The organism is Paenibacillus methanolicus (assembly GCF_008124765.1).
Taxonomy (GTDB): Bacteria; Bacillota; Bacilli; order Paenibacillales; family Paenibacillaceae; genus Paenibacillus_Z; species Paenibacillus_Z methanolicus.
This window is the reverse complement of the sequence record NZ_VNHS01000003.1, coordinates 1-13,521: the sequence shown is the minus strand read 5'-3', so window position 1 is coordinate 13,521 and position 13,521 is coordinate 1. Positions and strand designations below refer to the sequence as shown.

The 13,521-nt window shown below is 59.2% G+C and carries 7 protein-coding genes; 2 read left to right on the top strand and 5 right to left on the bottom strand.

All coding sequences use genetic code 11. The annotated features are described in order from the left end of the window. The first annotated feature begins 41 nt into the window (after window positions 1–41). The gene (locus BCM02_RS09115) at window positions 42–551 is read left to right on the top strand and encodes a hypothetical protein (RefSeq protein ID WP_148928783.1); all 510 of its coding nucleotides are present in this window, start codon (window positions 42–44) and stop codon (window positions 549–551) included. A 17-nt stretch (window positions 552–568) separates the two neighbouring features. Beyond that, window positions 569–1,306, top strand: coding sequence for a class I SAM-dependent methyltransferase (locus tag BCM02_RS09110; RefSeq protein WP_246183284.1), 738 nt, complete (start codon window positions 569–571; stop codon window positions 1,304–1,306). An 85-nt stretch (window positions 1,307–1,391) separates the two neighbouring features. On the opposite strand, the gene BCM02_RS09105 is transcribed toward BCM02_RS09110, so the two are convergent. From BCM02_RS09105 to BCM02_RS35660, 5 genes are read right to left on the bottom strand one after another with little or no spacing between them, the layout of a single operon-like run. After that, a complete protein-coding gene (locus BCM02_RS09105) occupies window positions 1,392–2,432 on the bottom strand; it encodes a glycosyltransferase (protein ID WP_187434108.1) in 1,041 nt (346 codons plus the stop codon). A 27-nt stretch (window positions 2,433–2,459) separates the two neighbouring features. Then, the gene (locus tag BCM02_RS09100; protein ID WP_187434107.1) at window positions 2,460–4,331 is read right to left on the bottom strand and encodes a glycosyltransferase family 2 protein; all 1,872 of its coding nucleotides are present in this window, start codon (window positions 4,329–4,331) and stop codon (window positions 2,460–2,462) included. A gap of 30 nt (window positions 4,332–4,361) precedes the next feature. Beyond that, entirely contained in the window at window positions 4,362–6,170 is a 1,809-nt protein-coding gene (locus BCM02_RS09095; protein WP_187434106.1) for a tetratricopeptide repeat-containing glycosyltransferase family 2 protein, read from the bottom strand. Continuing rightward, complete coding sequence (locus BCM02_RS09090) at window positions 6,127–8,154, bottom strand: glycosyltransferase family 2 protein (protein ID WP_148928779.1); 2,028 nt, start codon at window positions 8,152–8,154, stop codon at window positions 6,127–6,129. The genes BCM02_RS09095 and BCM02_RS09090 overlap by 44 nt, the downstream gene beginning before the upstream one ends. Window positions 8,155–8,212: 58 nt before the next feature. Further along, a complete protein-coding gene (locus BCM02_RS35660) occupies window positions 8,213–13,495 on the bottom strand; it encodes a DUF6385 domain-containing protein (protein ID WP_246183283.1) in 5,283 nt (1,760 codons plus the stop codon). Window positions 13,496–13,521: the final 26 nt, after the last annotated feature.

Sequence of the window (13,521 nt, the reverse complement as noted above, 5' to 3'; positions counted from 1 at the left end):
ACGCTCGTGTTGAAGGTCTCTTTTTTAATAGAGGTGATCGCATGCCCAACTTTAATGGATCAGGCAGCATTAACCAGCCGCTTGCCGCCGCCGGCATACCGGAGAGAGGATCGAACGAGGGCGTCATGTACGCGGCCACCACCGCGCCGAGAACGGTGACGGCCGGCAGCTTCCTTTCTTTGCAACTATCCAATCCGACCACGGCGAACCGGACCGCCAGAGTTGCGAGCGTCGACTCGGGCGCCCAAATCTCTACGGTGCTCTTTTACGTTCGCAACGGCACGTTAAACGGCGGCGTGGCGTTAAGCGCTTTTAATGAAAATTCCTCCTATTCGGACGTCAGCCAGATGATCCCGTCCTTCAGCATCTCGACTGTAAACCCGGTCACGGGCGGCGTCACGCTAACTTCGGTTTTCCAGGCGGCGGGACCGGCGGAGAACGTAGAGAACGGCCGGATCGTCGTGCCGCCGGGCGGGCGGTTCATCGTCACGCTGCAGAACGCGCAAACGACGGCTTTGTTAAATGTATCCGTCAGCTGGATCGAAATCTAATCGGGGAGGCGCCGGAATTGCAGAACATCGATCAAACGCAGGTATGGGACAAAATCTGGTCCGCGGAGCCGTCCTATCACTGGGATGCGCTGAGTCTGGCCATCTACGACGCGCTGCGCAAGGTATCCGGCGACCTAAAGGGGAAACGCGTGCTGGAGGCAGGTTCGGGATCTGGCAAAATTTCGCTCTGTCTCGCGATGGACGGCGCGGATGCGGTGCTCGCGGATTATTCGGAAGCGGCGCTCGGACAGAGCAGCCTCGCGTTTCGCCGGAAGGGGCGGACGGCGACGTTCCTGCGGGAAGATATTCGACAGCTATCCTTGGCCGATGACGAGGTAGATGTATGCTGGAACGCGGGCGTGCTGGAACACTACGAGCAGGAGGAGCGGACCCGAATCGTGGCCGAGATGGCGAGGGTCACGCGGCCGGGGGGCCGCGTCGTCGCGTTCGTGCCGAATGCCCGCTGCCTGCCGTATCGGCTGGGCAAAGCATATGCCGAGCAGACCGGCGCGTGGGCATACGGCGTGGAAATTCCGCTGGCGTCGCTGCGGGAGGAATTCGAAGCGGCGGGGCTTGAGGAGATCGAGGAGTCCGAGCTGGCATTCGAGACCGGTCTAGACTTTCTGGATTTTCTACCTGAGCGGGAAACGTTGAAAACCGTGATACGGCAGTGGGCGCAAGGTCTGGAAGTCGAAGAACGCGCGTTATTCCCGGGTTATCTGATCGTCGCCTCCGGCAAGGTGAAGGAGCGCTAGTAGGCGAAAATAGCCTAGCAACGGCAAGAGGCTCCGCGGTCGCGGAGCCTCTTGCGTTCGAGCGCAGCATGCGCGGATAAGGTCGTTATCCCGGAATCCGGCTCAGCTGCCGAATCGCTTCCGCGACGGCGCGCGCCCGCTGCTCCCAACTATGCCCGGAAGCCGCTTCTTGCCTGGCTGCGACGGATGCCTGGGAGCGGTCGGACAAGAGCGCTTCGTCGAGCTGCGCCGCGAAGGCGGCATGCTCCCCGGAAGGGACGACGCGCACGACATCCCCGTGTGCGAGGACTTCGCGGAGATCCGTCGAGACCACGGGCAGTCCGGCAGCCAAATATTCATACATTTTGATCGGATTGGCGTGCTCGGTCAGCTCGTTCTTCAAGAAGGGGATGATCGCCGCATCGAACTGTCTGGCGTACGCCGGCAGCGATTCGTATTCCTTGTCGCCGAGCCACCGGACGTTCGGCATCGACGCGAGCGCTTCGGGAATCGGGCAGCTGATGTCGCCGATGAAGACGAACAAATAGTGCGGCCGCTTCTCGGCGAGATAGCGAATGAGCTCCCAATCCAGCCAGCCCGCCACGGCGCCCCAGAAGCCGATGACCGGAGCGGTGGATCCGGCGAGATAGACGGCCTCCTCTTCCTTGTACAGCGGAGCACCGAGTTTGTCCGCCGCTGGCTTGAACAGCTCCGTCTCCGCCCCGTTGCGAACGAGCAGCGCGCGGTCGCCGTGTTTCGAAGCGTCCGCGAACAACAGCTCCGACGCGCACAAGACGAGATCCGCTTCTTTGATTTTGCGTTCCTGCCAAGGCTCGAACATCGCGAAGGGACCGACGGTCGCATCGGCGAGGTCGCAGACGAGCAGGGAATGCGAGAAGCGGTGCAGCTCATCCAGATAAGGGCCGTGAGACACCCACATCGTATAGGTCCGCCGCGGCAGCGCCTGAATATCTTGGCAGATGACGAAATGCTCGTTGAGCCGAATGAAAGGCCGTTCTTGGTTCTGCGTCACGTTGCAATACACGACGTCGAAGCCAAGCAAGCTGAGCTGGTAGAGCAAATGCTGCGGACGCTGGCGATGGGGGAGGAAATCGAAGCAGGGCAAATACAGAATCGGATCGGTCATGCGCATCATTCCTTTCCTCGGATGGAATCAGAACAGCGGAATCGTTAGACTCCGATAAAGCAGGCGTGCGTCGTCCCGGTCGATGTGTCGGATGGTATTCGCCATTCGCGGCGGAAGTATATGTTGGGCAAGGAGGGAATGCGTTAGCGCCAAAGCAGCTGCAGTGTCGGGCGGGGCGGCGTCCATCCGGTTCGCTCGCTCAAGCCATGCCATACCCTCCTTGTAGAGGCCGGCATGCGCGGCAAGCGCTCCGAGGGAGGCTTCAACGCTCGCCGGAAGCGATGTTGGTTGAGCGCATTGCAGGAGCGTACGAATGAAGCGCGACGGCGCGTCCAAGCAGGCATAGAGCCGATGAACGGGCGCTTGAGGGGAACTCGAAGCCGGCGCGATCGTCTCCATCCAGATCGCCAGCGCCTCCCATGCCCGCATTTGCAGGAGTACGTCTTGGCAGCGACGATAGACCGGCTCCGTGAGCGTTCCGGCAAAATCCGGCGGGGCGATGACGGCGTTCGGTTCGGCGGACATGCTTTTGGCGCCCAGTCCCCAATCGACCCATTGTCGTTCAGGTAGGTCATGTGCATGGGCAAGCTCGCGCTGAGCTAAATCCGCATCTTGGCGCGCGAGCGCTATAGCCGACCAAATGACGGCATGTCTGGAACGAACAGCATCCGGAGCCAGCTCCCATAGGCGTTCGGCCAGACCGTGGTCGGGTGCGAAAAGCGACTCTTGCAGAAGCGTCATCCATTGGCGAGGCGGGATGAATGCGCTTCTTGCCGCAAGCAGTCCCATGAGCGGCTGCTCTTGACCGAGAACGGCGGCGAGCAAGGAGAGCCGCGACCAAGCCGGCGCGTAATCCGGCCGATGCATCAGGGCGGCGGCGTAATTGGAGGCGGCATCGCCGTAATTTCGCAGCAGTTCGTGCGCCATGCCGGCCAGGTGCGCGCTCCGGTAGGTGCCCGATCCGGATAACGCGCGCGAGGAAGGGCTGTGGTCGATCGGCTTCGAAGCTCGATTTAGCATCATCAGCGCTTGCGTTGGTTGGCGGCGTTCGATCCGTTCGCCCGCCGCGAAATCGAGCAGCTCGGGATGGTCCGGTTCGCGCGCTTGTATTTGCTCTAGCAGCGACCATGCTTCGTTCGCTCTGCCGAGCTGCTTCAGCGCGTAAGCTGCCTTCAGCGTCATATCCGCCATCGGAAGAGCCCAGTCGCGATGTCGCTGCCCCTCTTGTCGTTCGCCTAGGAGCGGCAGCAAGTAACCGAGCGCGTCCTCATACCGCTGCTGCTGGTAGAGCTCCACGGCATAGGCATAGCGTATTTCCGGATCGTCGGGCGATTTGCGGAGCGCTTCCCGAATGATCGCCGTGTTGCGGGCGGTTTTGTTTTTCTCCCGGAGCACCGGATTCAGATAGCCCTCGTGCAGGACGAGGAGCCGCGATCTTAATACGCGAGCATCCGGCAATGCCAGTATGGAGGGCAGCGCTTGTTCGTGGATCGGCCGGTCGAACCGGATGCGCGGATCATTGCGAAACAGCCGGCACGCCTCGTCCGTCATCGATTCTCCGCCGGGTGCGTCGCCGATGAAGCTTTTTATTTGTACCGTGTACCCGTGCACGTCCGTCCGCGAGGTTAATGCCCGCAAGTAGCCGCCTTGCTCCGGCGCTATCCGCTCGTCGGCATCCAGGCACAGAATCCACGGATTCGTCGCCATCGCCAGCGCCCGGTTGCGCGCGAGGGCGAAGTCGTTCTTCCACGGGGCGCTCGCGACGCGAGCTCCATAGCCAAGGGCAATGCGGACGGTATGATCCGAAGATCCCGTATCCACGATGACGACTTCGCCGACGATTTTTCGGACGGATTCTAGGCAAGCGGGCAGCCGCTGCTCTTCGTCTCTGACGATCATGCACAATGTAATATCGCTCGCCATTCGCGTTTACGCTAACGAACCGTCTTCGAACGGGAGCACTAGTCGAACGGCGCCGGCAAGCTCTCGCGACTTGCGGCCTCGGGCCAGCTGCTCCAGATGCGCGTCCGCCAGACCGGACAACGCGCGGGCGCAAGCGGCAGCTGCTTCGATTCGGCCGGCGGGGGCGGCGCTTGCGATTCGGGATTTCCAGGATTCGGCGATTCGGCTTGATGCCGCATGCTTGGCGTTCGCATGGGCGGCCGTTAGGACATCTCGCCATTCGCCCCGTTCCGCGTTGGACATGCCCGGCGCCATGCCCGGTGACGGGTCGGCGGGTTCGCCGACGATTGCCGCATAGGGGGCATCCCGATCGCTTGCATGCTGCCTAGTCAGCTGCCGCCAGTATTGTCTCGCCTCCAAGTGTCGACCGTCCATGCTGCAGATTAAAATGCGGAGGCGGAGCGTATCATCGTGATCGTCGAGCGGGGAGTTACGCGACAGGAGGTCCAGCCGCTCCGACGCGTCTTCGCTCAGTCCGGACAGGAGTTCGGCCATCGCCGCGCGGCAAGCGATATCGTCCGGCTGAAGCAGGTGCTTCGTACGTTCCAGCCACGCGAGCGCGGCACGTGAGCAGCCGGTCGCGATCATGACGTCCATGATGCCGGTTGCCGCTCCGGCATCGTCCACTCGTATGCGCTCCAACAGGAGCGGAACGATATCGGCCTCTCTGCCGACAAGGCGGAGCAAGTGACATAGCCGGTAGAGCGGCGGCGCGAAGGCGCTTCGGCAGCGAAGGGCATGGAGATAGCTGTCTGCGGCGGCTTGGCTATCCAACGCCGCTTCTTGCAGTAGCCCGAGCTGGTATGCCGACAGATGCGCGCCAAGGCCTTCCTCGGTATGGTAGCCGGAGGGCGGGGGGCCTGCTTTGACCGCTCTGGCGAACGCGTCTTTGGCGGCCGCCAGGTCGCCGCGGTTCAGATGGAATATGCCTGCATAGTGATACAGATCCGAATAGGCGGGATAGACGGCCGCGCCTTGCTCGCAGATCGCCGCGCCTTGCTCGAACTGTCGCAGCGCGAGATGGCACTTGGCTTCGCATTTGTACAACAGATGCGCGTAGCTCGTCTTCGGATCGGTCGTCATTCGGGAGGTGCGGAACGCTTCCAGCGCTTCTTGCACGCGTCCGAGCCGCATCCATTCCACGGCGATGTTGTACAGATGGAAGGGATCGTTAGGCTTCTCCTTCAGCGTTTCTTGGAGCAGCAGCAAGTTGCGTTCGGTTTTGTTCTTGCGCTGAATCACCTCTTCGCGGTAGCCGTAGTGATTCACCCGCACGTCGGATAGCATGAACGCCGCGGCCGGGTTTCGGGCTTGGATGCTGGGCGTAATTTGCTCGTGTATGCGTCCGGCGAACCGATGCTGCGGATGGTTGCGGAACAGCCGAATCGTCGGATTGATGACCGCGGGGCTGTCTTCGCGGTCGCCGGCGAAATTGTACACGTGCACGAAGAAGCCTTCGACGCCTCCGCTTGCGGCCAGTTGACGGAGTTTCGGCGCCGAAGCCGGATCTAATTCCTCGTCCGCGTCGAGGATGAGGATCCATTGACCGCGCGCGTGCTCGAGCGCGGCGTTGCGGGCGAGCGCGAAGTCGTCCTGCCACGGAAAAGCGAAGACGTTGGCTCCGAGGCCGCGCGCGATGTCGGGCGTTCCGTCCGTCGAACCGGTATCGACGACGATGATCTCGTCGACGGCCGAGGCCGCGCTCCGAAGGCAACGCGCGATGACGTCGGCTTCATCTTTCGCGATCATGCACAAGGAAATTAGGGGTGCGGACATCCGCATTCCTCCTTTGGGCCGGGGTCCACGGCGTATGCCAATCGAGCTTGCCGAGCAATTCCAAGCTGGCCGTTGTCTTATGTAAGTCTCCGCGTAAGAGCGGAGAGTCGGGGTGGTGATATAGCGCGTCGTGCAGGACGCTGCGGGCATTGTGCAAATAACTGAGGGCGGCGCCGATCCTCGCGCGATCGGATGCCGCGGGCACGGCCAGCTCGAATAGCGGAGCCGCTTCGCCGTAATGCCCGCGGTCATATAAGAGTTCCGCCAAGTCGGCGGCGGCGTCGCCGTCCAGACGTTCCTCCTCTAGCAGGTTCAGCAGCAGTCCGGAGGCGAGGTGGACATATCCGGCGCGATATAAGCAGCGGGCCGTATACGGGCGCAGCGCGGCGTCGGAGCCGGCAAGCTGCTTCGCGACTTCCAGCAAGCCGGCTCGCACCGCCCGGTCGATCCAGGATCGGACGTCCTCCTGCTGATCGGACGCCGCGGGCTGCGCGCGCTGCCACAGTCTGCGCTCGATGTTCAACAGATGCCGGCGCTCGTCGTGGGGGAGGACCCACAACCACTCGTCTTTGATCGCCGCTCCACCGCTCCATGCCGCCAGCGCCAGCAAGCGAACGGTTTCGAGGATGGTGCCGGTCTGATCGCTTTCGAGCAGCGGCCGTAGCTGCTCGATCGCTTTATCTGGATGGCCAAGATGCAGATGCGCGTACGCTAAGTGCTGCGTTAGTGCGGGTTCCTGCGGATGTTTGGCGGCATCGTCCAGCGCATTCAGCAGCTCCCGATAATGGCCGATATGGAGCATCGCTTCCGCGAATAGGAGCAGTCCGCTCGGCAGGTCGCGAACCAGTAGCAGAAGCCGTTCGGCGATGACGGTGCCCGGGATGCGGAGCGCTTCCAAGGATGCCGCCCACCCCAGAGTCGCCGGCTTATAGGCCGCATGGCTGGCCAATGCTTGCTCGTAGGCGGATTTGGCCTCCTCAAGTTGCCCGAGTTTGGTTAACGTATCGCCGATAAGGGTCTGCGCGCGAAAGGTCGCGCAGCCGGCTTCGACGGGGTAAAGCGCGGAATCGGACGGGCAAGCGGCGGCTTGCCGAAGCGCCTGCAGCGCTTCCGGCAGTAGTCCTTGCGCCCGGTACGCCTCCCCGAGCAGGTAATGGAGATCCGGATAATCCGGGTAATTGCCGCTCTCTTCGGCGAGCAGCAGACCGGCTTCGTTCGGCCGCTCCATCGCTAGCAGCAGTCGGGCGATATCCCGAACGAGTCCGGGACGGTAGGCAATGGCGGGCGGTGCCAGCGATCGGGCGGTCATCATCGCTTGAAGCGCTTGTTCCTGGTCTCCGCCGTGCGCCTTCGCCACGCCCCAGTTATACAAGGCGAACGGATCATCCGGCGTTTCCGCGAGCATGGCGGCCAGAATTCGCTCGTTGCGCGCTTGTTTGTCCGTTTGGTCCTTGATTTCGTGAAAGTACCCCAGATGCGTCAGTTTCAGGTTGGACGGCGCGATCGTGTCTTGACCGGAGCGTTCGAGAATGGCGGGCAAAATTTGCTCATGGAGGCGTTGGCGGAAGCGGCGTTCGGGACGGTTGCGAAACAGGCGCACCATCCGGTGCTGCAGCCGTTCTTCCGGAAGACGGCCAAGCACGTTGTCGATCGTCACCCAGAACGCTTCCGCCGAGGTGGTTTGCAGCGTGCCGCGCAAGGAGTCCGCCCCGGCGGCCAGCACTTCGTCGGCGTCCAGGCATAGGATCCATTTGGCCTCCGTGCGATCTAATCCGATGTTCCGGGCATAAGCGAAATCATCGGTCCAATTCGCGGCATAGACGCGGGCGCCGTACGATAGCGCGAGCTCGACCGTCCGGTCGGTGGAACCGGTATCCACGACGACGATCTCGTCGGCGATCCCCTTGATGCTCGCCAGGCAAAAAGGGAGAAGCAGCTCTTCGTTCCGCACGATTAGTTGAACGCTCAGCAACGGCTCGGTCATCGTTAGCCTCCTCCCGCGATTTTGAATCGTGGAACGTGTCCGTAAAACGGTACTTAATCTATGAGCCTTGGGCGTTGAATATGACGTCGATCGTGGACGCGAGCAGCGTCGTGGCCGACCGGTAGCTTAGCCGGGTGTACTTCAGGAACCGCTGCGGAACGAGTACGTCGACCGTGCCGCCCGTAATATTGACGCCTTCCACGTCGCGGAACCAATGCGTCCCGTCCGCGCTCACCTCCACGAACGCGTCGACCACCGCGCCGGCCGGACTTTGGTTGTAGATGAAGAACGAGTACGTTTCGAGCACGGACGTGGTGATGGCGGCGAGCGGCGTCAATGTCAGCACCGTGCCGACGCCTACGTTCAGGAACGCCTGCTCAATGAAGTTATTTTGCGAAATGGCGGTAATGGTGCCGCCAATGACGGTGACGGCGTTGAGCGTGCCGCCCGTGATGGTGGCTGCGATGAGTTGTTGGATGGTGTTGATGGTGCCGCCGACGACGGTGACGGCGTTGAGCGTGCCGCCCGTGATGGTGGCTGCGATGAGTTGTTGGATGGTGTTGATGGTGCCGCCGACGACGGTGACGGCGTTAAGCGTGCCGCCTACGATGGTGGCTGCGATGAGTTGTTGGATGGTGTTGATGGTGCCGCCAATGACGGTGACGGCGTTGAGCGTGCCGCCTACGATGGTGGCCGCGATGAGTTGTTGGATGGTGTTGATGGTGCCGCCAATGACGGTGACGGCGTTGAGCGTGCCGCCTACGATGGTGGCCGCGATGAGTTGTTGGATGGTGTTGATGGTGCCGCCAATGACGGTGACGGCGTTGAGCGTGCCGCCTACGATGGTGGCCGCGATTGTTCCGCCGGTAACATTCACGTTTAATGTGCCGCCGACAATGGTAGCTGCTAGAATTTGCGAAATGGTGTTGATCGTGCCTCCGATAACGGTGACGGCATTGAGCGTACCGCCGCTAATGGTGGCCGCTAGAATTTGTGAAATGGTATTGATTGTACCGCCAACAACAGTGGAGGCGAGTAATTGTTGGATCGTGTTGATGGTGCCTCCGACGATGGTGACGGCGTTGAGCGTCCCGCCGCTAATAGTGACGGCTGAAGTGATATTGGCCGCAATCGATCCGCCGGTAACATTCACGTTCAACGTACCGCCGACAATAGTGGCTGCTAGAATTTGCGAAATGGTGTTGATGGTGCCGCCGACAACGGTGGAGGCGAGCAACTGCTGGATCGTATTGATGGTGCCACCGATCACCGTCACGGCATTAATCGTTCCACCCACGATGGTCGCGGAGAGAAGCTCCTCCACAACATTTAAGGTGCCGCCGCTAATCGTTACGCTGTTCACGATGGCGGCAATCGTTCCGCTGAGCACATTGACGTTTAGAGTACCGCCAACGATCGTGGCTGCTATTACTTCTGAGATGGTGTTAATTGTCCCGCCAATAACAGTGACGGCATTAATCGTTCCACCCACGATGGTCGCGGAGAGAAGCTCCTCCACGACATTTAAGGTGCCGCCGCTAATCGTTACGCTGTTCACGATGGCGGCAATCGTTCCGCTGAGCACATTGACGTTTAGAGTACCGCCAACGATCGTGGCTGCTATTACTTCTGAGATGGTGTTAATCGTCCCACCAATAATGGTGACTGCATTGAGCGTACCGCCCACGATAGTCGAGGCGAGCAACTGCTGGATCGTGTCGATGGTGCCACCGATCACCGTCGCGGCATTAATCGTTCCACCCACGATGGTCGCGGAGAGAAGCTCCTCCACGACATTTAAGGTGCCGCCGCTAATCGTTACGCTGTCCACGATGGCGGCGATCGTTCCACTGAGCACATTGACGTTTAGAGTACCGCCAACGATCGTGGCCGATAGAACCTCCGAGATGGTGTTAATCGTCCCGCCAATAACGGTGACGGCATTGATCGTTCCACCAACGATGGTCGCTGATAGCAGCTCCTCCACGACATTTAACGTGCCGCCGCTAATCGTTACGCTGTTCACGATGGCGGCAATCGTTCCACTGAGCACATTGACGTTTAGAGTACCGCCAACGATCGTGGCCGCTAGAACTTCCGAGATGGTGTTAATCGTCCCGCCAATAACGGTGACGGCATTGAGCGTACCGCCCACGATAGTCGCTGATAGCAGCTCCTCTACGACATTTAACGTGCCGCCGCTAATTGTTACGCTGTCCACGATGGCGGCAATCGTTCCACTGAGCACATTGACGTTTAGAGTACCGCCAACGATCGTGGCCGATAGAACCTCCGAGATGGTGTTAATCGTCCCGCCAATAACGGTGACAGCATTGAGCGTACCGCCAACGATCGTCGCTGCAAGCAACTCTTCCAAGACATTCAAAGTACCGGCGCTAACGATCACATCGTCGACGAAGGCGGCCAGCGTTCCGCTGACCACATTGACGTTCAAGGTGCCGCCAACGATGGTAGCCGCTAAAATTTCCGAGACAGTATTAATAGTGCCACCGATGATCGTGACGGCGTTAAGCGTTCCGCCAACGATGGTGGAGGAAAGGACTTCCGCGACCGAGTTGATGGTGCCGCCAATAACGGTCACGGCATTAAGCGTACCACCCGTGATCGTCGCGGAAAGCAGTTCTTCTACAACATTAATAGTGCCTGCATTGATGGTTACGGAATCAACGATGGCGGCTACTGTTCCGCTAGTTACATTCACGTTCAATGTGCCGCCGACAATGGTGGCCGCAAGAATTTCCGAGACTGAATTAATCGTGCCCCCGACAATTGTGACGGCGTTAAGCGTACCGCCAGTGATCGTCGCGGCAAGTAACTCTTCCAGAACATTCAAAGTACCGGCGCTAATGATCACGTCATCGACGAAGGCAGCCAGGGTCCCACTGACCACATTCACGTTCAGGGTGCCACCAACGATGGTAGCCGCTAATATCTCCGAGACGGAATTAATCGTGCCGCCAATGATCGTGACGGCGTTAAGCGTTCCGCCAACGATGGTGGAGGAAAGGACTTCCGAAACCGTGTTGATGGTGCCGCCAATAACGGTCACGGCGTTGAGCGTACCGCCAACAATCGTCGCGGATAGCAGTTCTTCTACGACATTAATAGTGCCTGCAGTGACAGTTACGGAATCGACGATGGCAGTTACCGTTCCGCTAGTTACATTCACGTTCAGGGTGCCACCAACGATGGTAGCCGCTAATATCTCCGAGACGGCATTAATCGTGCCACCGATGATCGTGACGGCGTTAAGCGTTCCGCCAACGATGGTGGAGGAAAGGACTTCCGAAACCGTGTTGATGGTGCCGCCAATAACGGTCACGGCGTTGAGCGTACCACCAGTGATCGTCGCTGCAAGCAACTCTTCCAGAACATTCAAAGTACCGGCGCTAATGATCACGTCATCGACGAAGGCAGCCAGGGTTCCACTGACCACATTGACGTTCAAGGTGCCGCCAACGATGGTAGCAGCAAGAATTTCCGAGACCGCATTAATCGTGCCACCGATGACAGTGACGGCGTTAAGCGTTCCGCCAACGATGGTCGAGGAAAGGACTTCCGAAACCGTGTTGATGGTGCCGCCAATAACGGTCACGGCGTTGAGCGTACCACCAGTGATCGTCGCTGCAAGCAACTCTTCCAGAACATTCAAAGTACCGGCGCTAATGATCACGTCATCGACGAAGGCAGCCAGGGTTCCACTGACCACATTGACGTTCAATGTTCCACCAACGATGGTAGCCGCTAAAATTTCCGAGACCGCATTAATCGTGCCACCGATGACAGTAACAGCGTTGAGCGTTCCACCAACGATGGTGGTAGAGAGTACTTCCATAACCGTGTTGATGGTTCCGCCGATAACCGTCACGGCGTTGAGCGTACCGCCAGTGATCGTCGCAGCAAGTAACTCTTCTAGAACATTCAAAGTACCGGCGCTAACGATCACGTCATCGACGAAGGCGGCCAGGGTACCGCTGACCACATTGACGTTCAAGGTGCCGCCAACGATGGTAGCCGCTAAAATTTCCGAGACGGCATTAATAGTGCCACCGATGACAGTAACGGCGTTGAGCGTTCCACCAACGATGGTGGAAGAGAGTACTTCCGTAACCGTGTTGATGGTGCCGCCAATAATGGTCACGGCATTGAGCGTACCGCCAATAATCGTCGCAGCAAGTAACCCTTCCAGAACATTCAAAGTACCGGCGCTAACGATCACGTCATCGACGAAGGCGGCCAGGGTTCCGCTGACCACATTCACGTTCAAGGTGCCGCCAACGATGGTAGCGGCTAAAATTTCCGAGACGGAATTAATCGTGCCACCGATGACAGTAACAGCGTTGAGCGTTCCACCAACGATGGTGGAGGAAAGGACTTCCGCGACCGTGTTGATGGTGCCACCAATAACCGTCACGGCATTAAGTGTACCGCCAGTGATCGTCGCGGAAAGCAACTCTTCCAGAACATTCAAAGTACCGGCGCTAACGATCACGTCATCGACGAAGGCAGCCAGGGTCCCACTGACCACATTGACATTCAAGGTGCCACCGACGATGGTGGCAGCAAGAATTTCCGAGACCGCATTTATCGTGCCGCCGATGATGGTAGCGGAAAGAATTTCCGAAACCGTATTTATAGTGCCACCGATGACAGTAACGGCGTTGAGCGTACCGCCAACGATAGTGGAGGAGAGTACTTCCGTAACCGTATTGATGGTGCCGCCAATAACGGTCACGGCATTGAGCGTACCACCAGTGATCGTCGCGGAAAGCAGTTCTTCTACGACATTAATAGTGCCTGCGGTGACGGTTACGGAATCAACGATGGCAGTTACCGTTCCGTTAGTTACATTCACGTTCAGGGTGCCACCAACGATGGTAGCCGCTAAAATCTCCGAGATCGCATTAATCGTGCCGCCGATGATCGTGACGGCGTTGAGCGTTCCGCCAACGATAGTGGAGGAGAGGACTTCCGAAACTGTATTGATGGTGCCGCCAATAACCGTGACGGCATTTAGCGTACCGCCAGTGATCGTCGCAGAGAGCAGTTCTTCAACAATATTAATAGTGCCTGCAGTGACGGTTACGGAATCAACGATGGCGGCCAAGGTCCCGCTGACCACATTGACGTTCAGGGTGCCACCAACGATGGTAGCCGCTAAAATTTCCGAGACCGAATTAATCGTGCCGCCGATGATCGTGACGGCGTTAAGCGTTCCGCCAACGATGGTGGAGGAAAGGACTTCAGCGATCGTGTTGATGGTGCCACCAATAACCGTCACGGCATTAAGTGTACCGCCAGTGATCGTCGCGGAAAGCAACTCTTCCAGAACATTCAAAGTACCGG

Excerpts from the sequence above, each read along its gene's own strand:
- BCM02_RS09115 (WP_148928783.1), top strand. The coding sequence starts at position 42 with ATGCCCAACTTTAATGGATCAGGCAGCATTAACCAGCCGCTTGCCGCC.
- BCM02_RS09105 (WP_187434108.1), bottom strand. The coding sequence starts at position 2,432 with ATGACCGATCCGATTCTGTATTTGCCCTGCTTCGATTTCCTCCCCCAT.
- BCM02_RS09100 (WP_187434107.1), bottom strand. The coding sequence starts at position 4,331 with ATGATCGTCAGAGACGAAGAGCAGCGGCTGCCCGCTTGCCTAGAATCC.
- BCM02_RS09095 (WP_187434106.1), bottom strand. The coding sequence starts at position 6,170 with ATGTCCGCACCCCTAATTTCCTTGTGCATGATCGCGAAAGATGAAGCC.
- BCM02_RS09090 (WP_148928779.1), bottom strand. The coding sequence starts at position 8,154 with ATGACCGAGCCGTTGCTGAGCGTTCAACTAATCGTGCGGAACGAAGAG.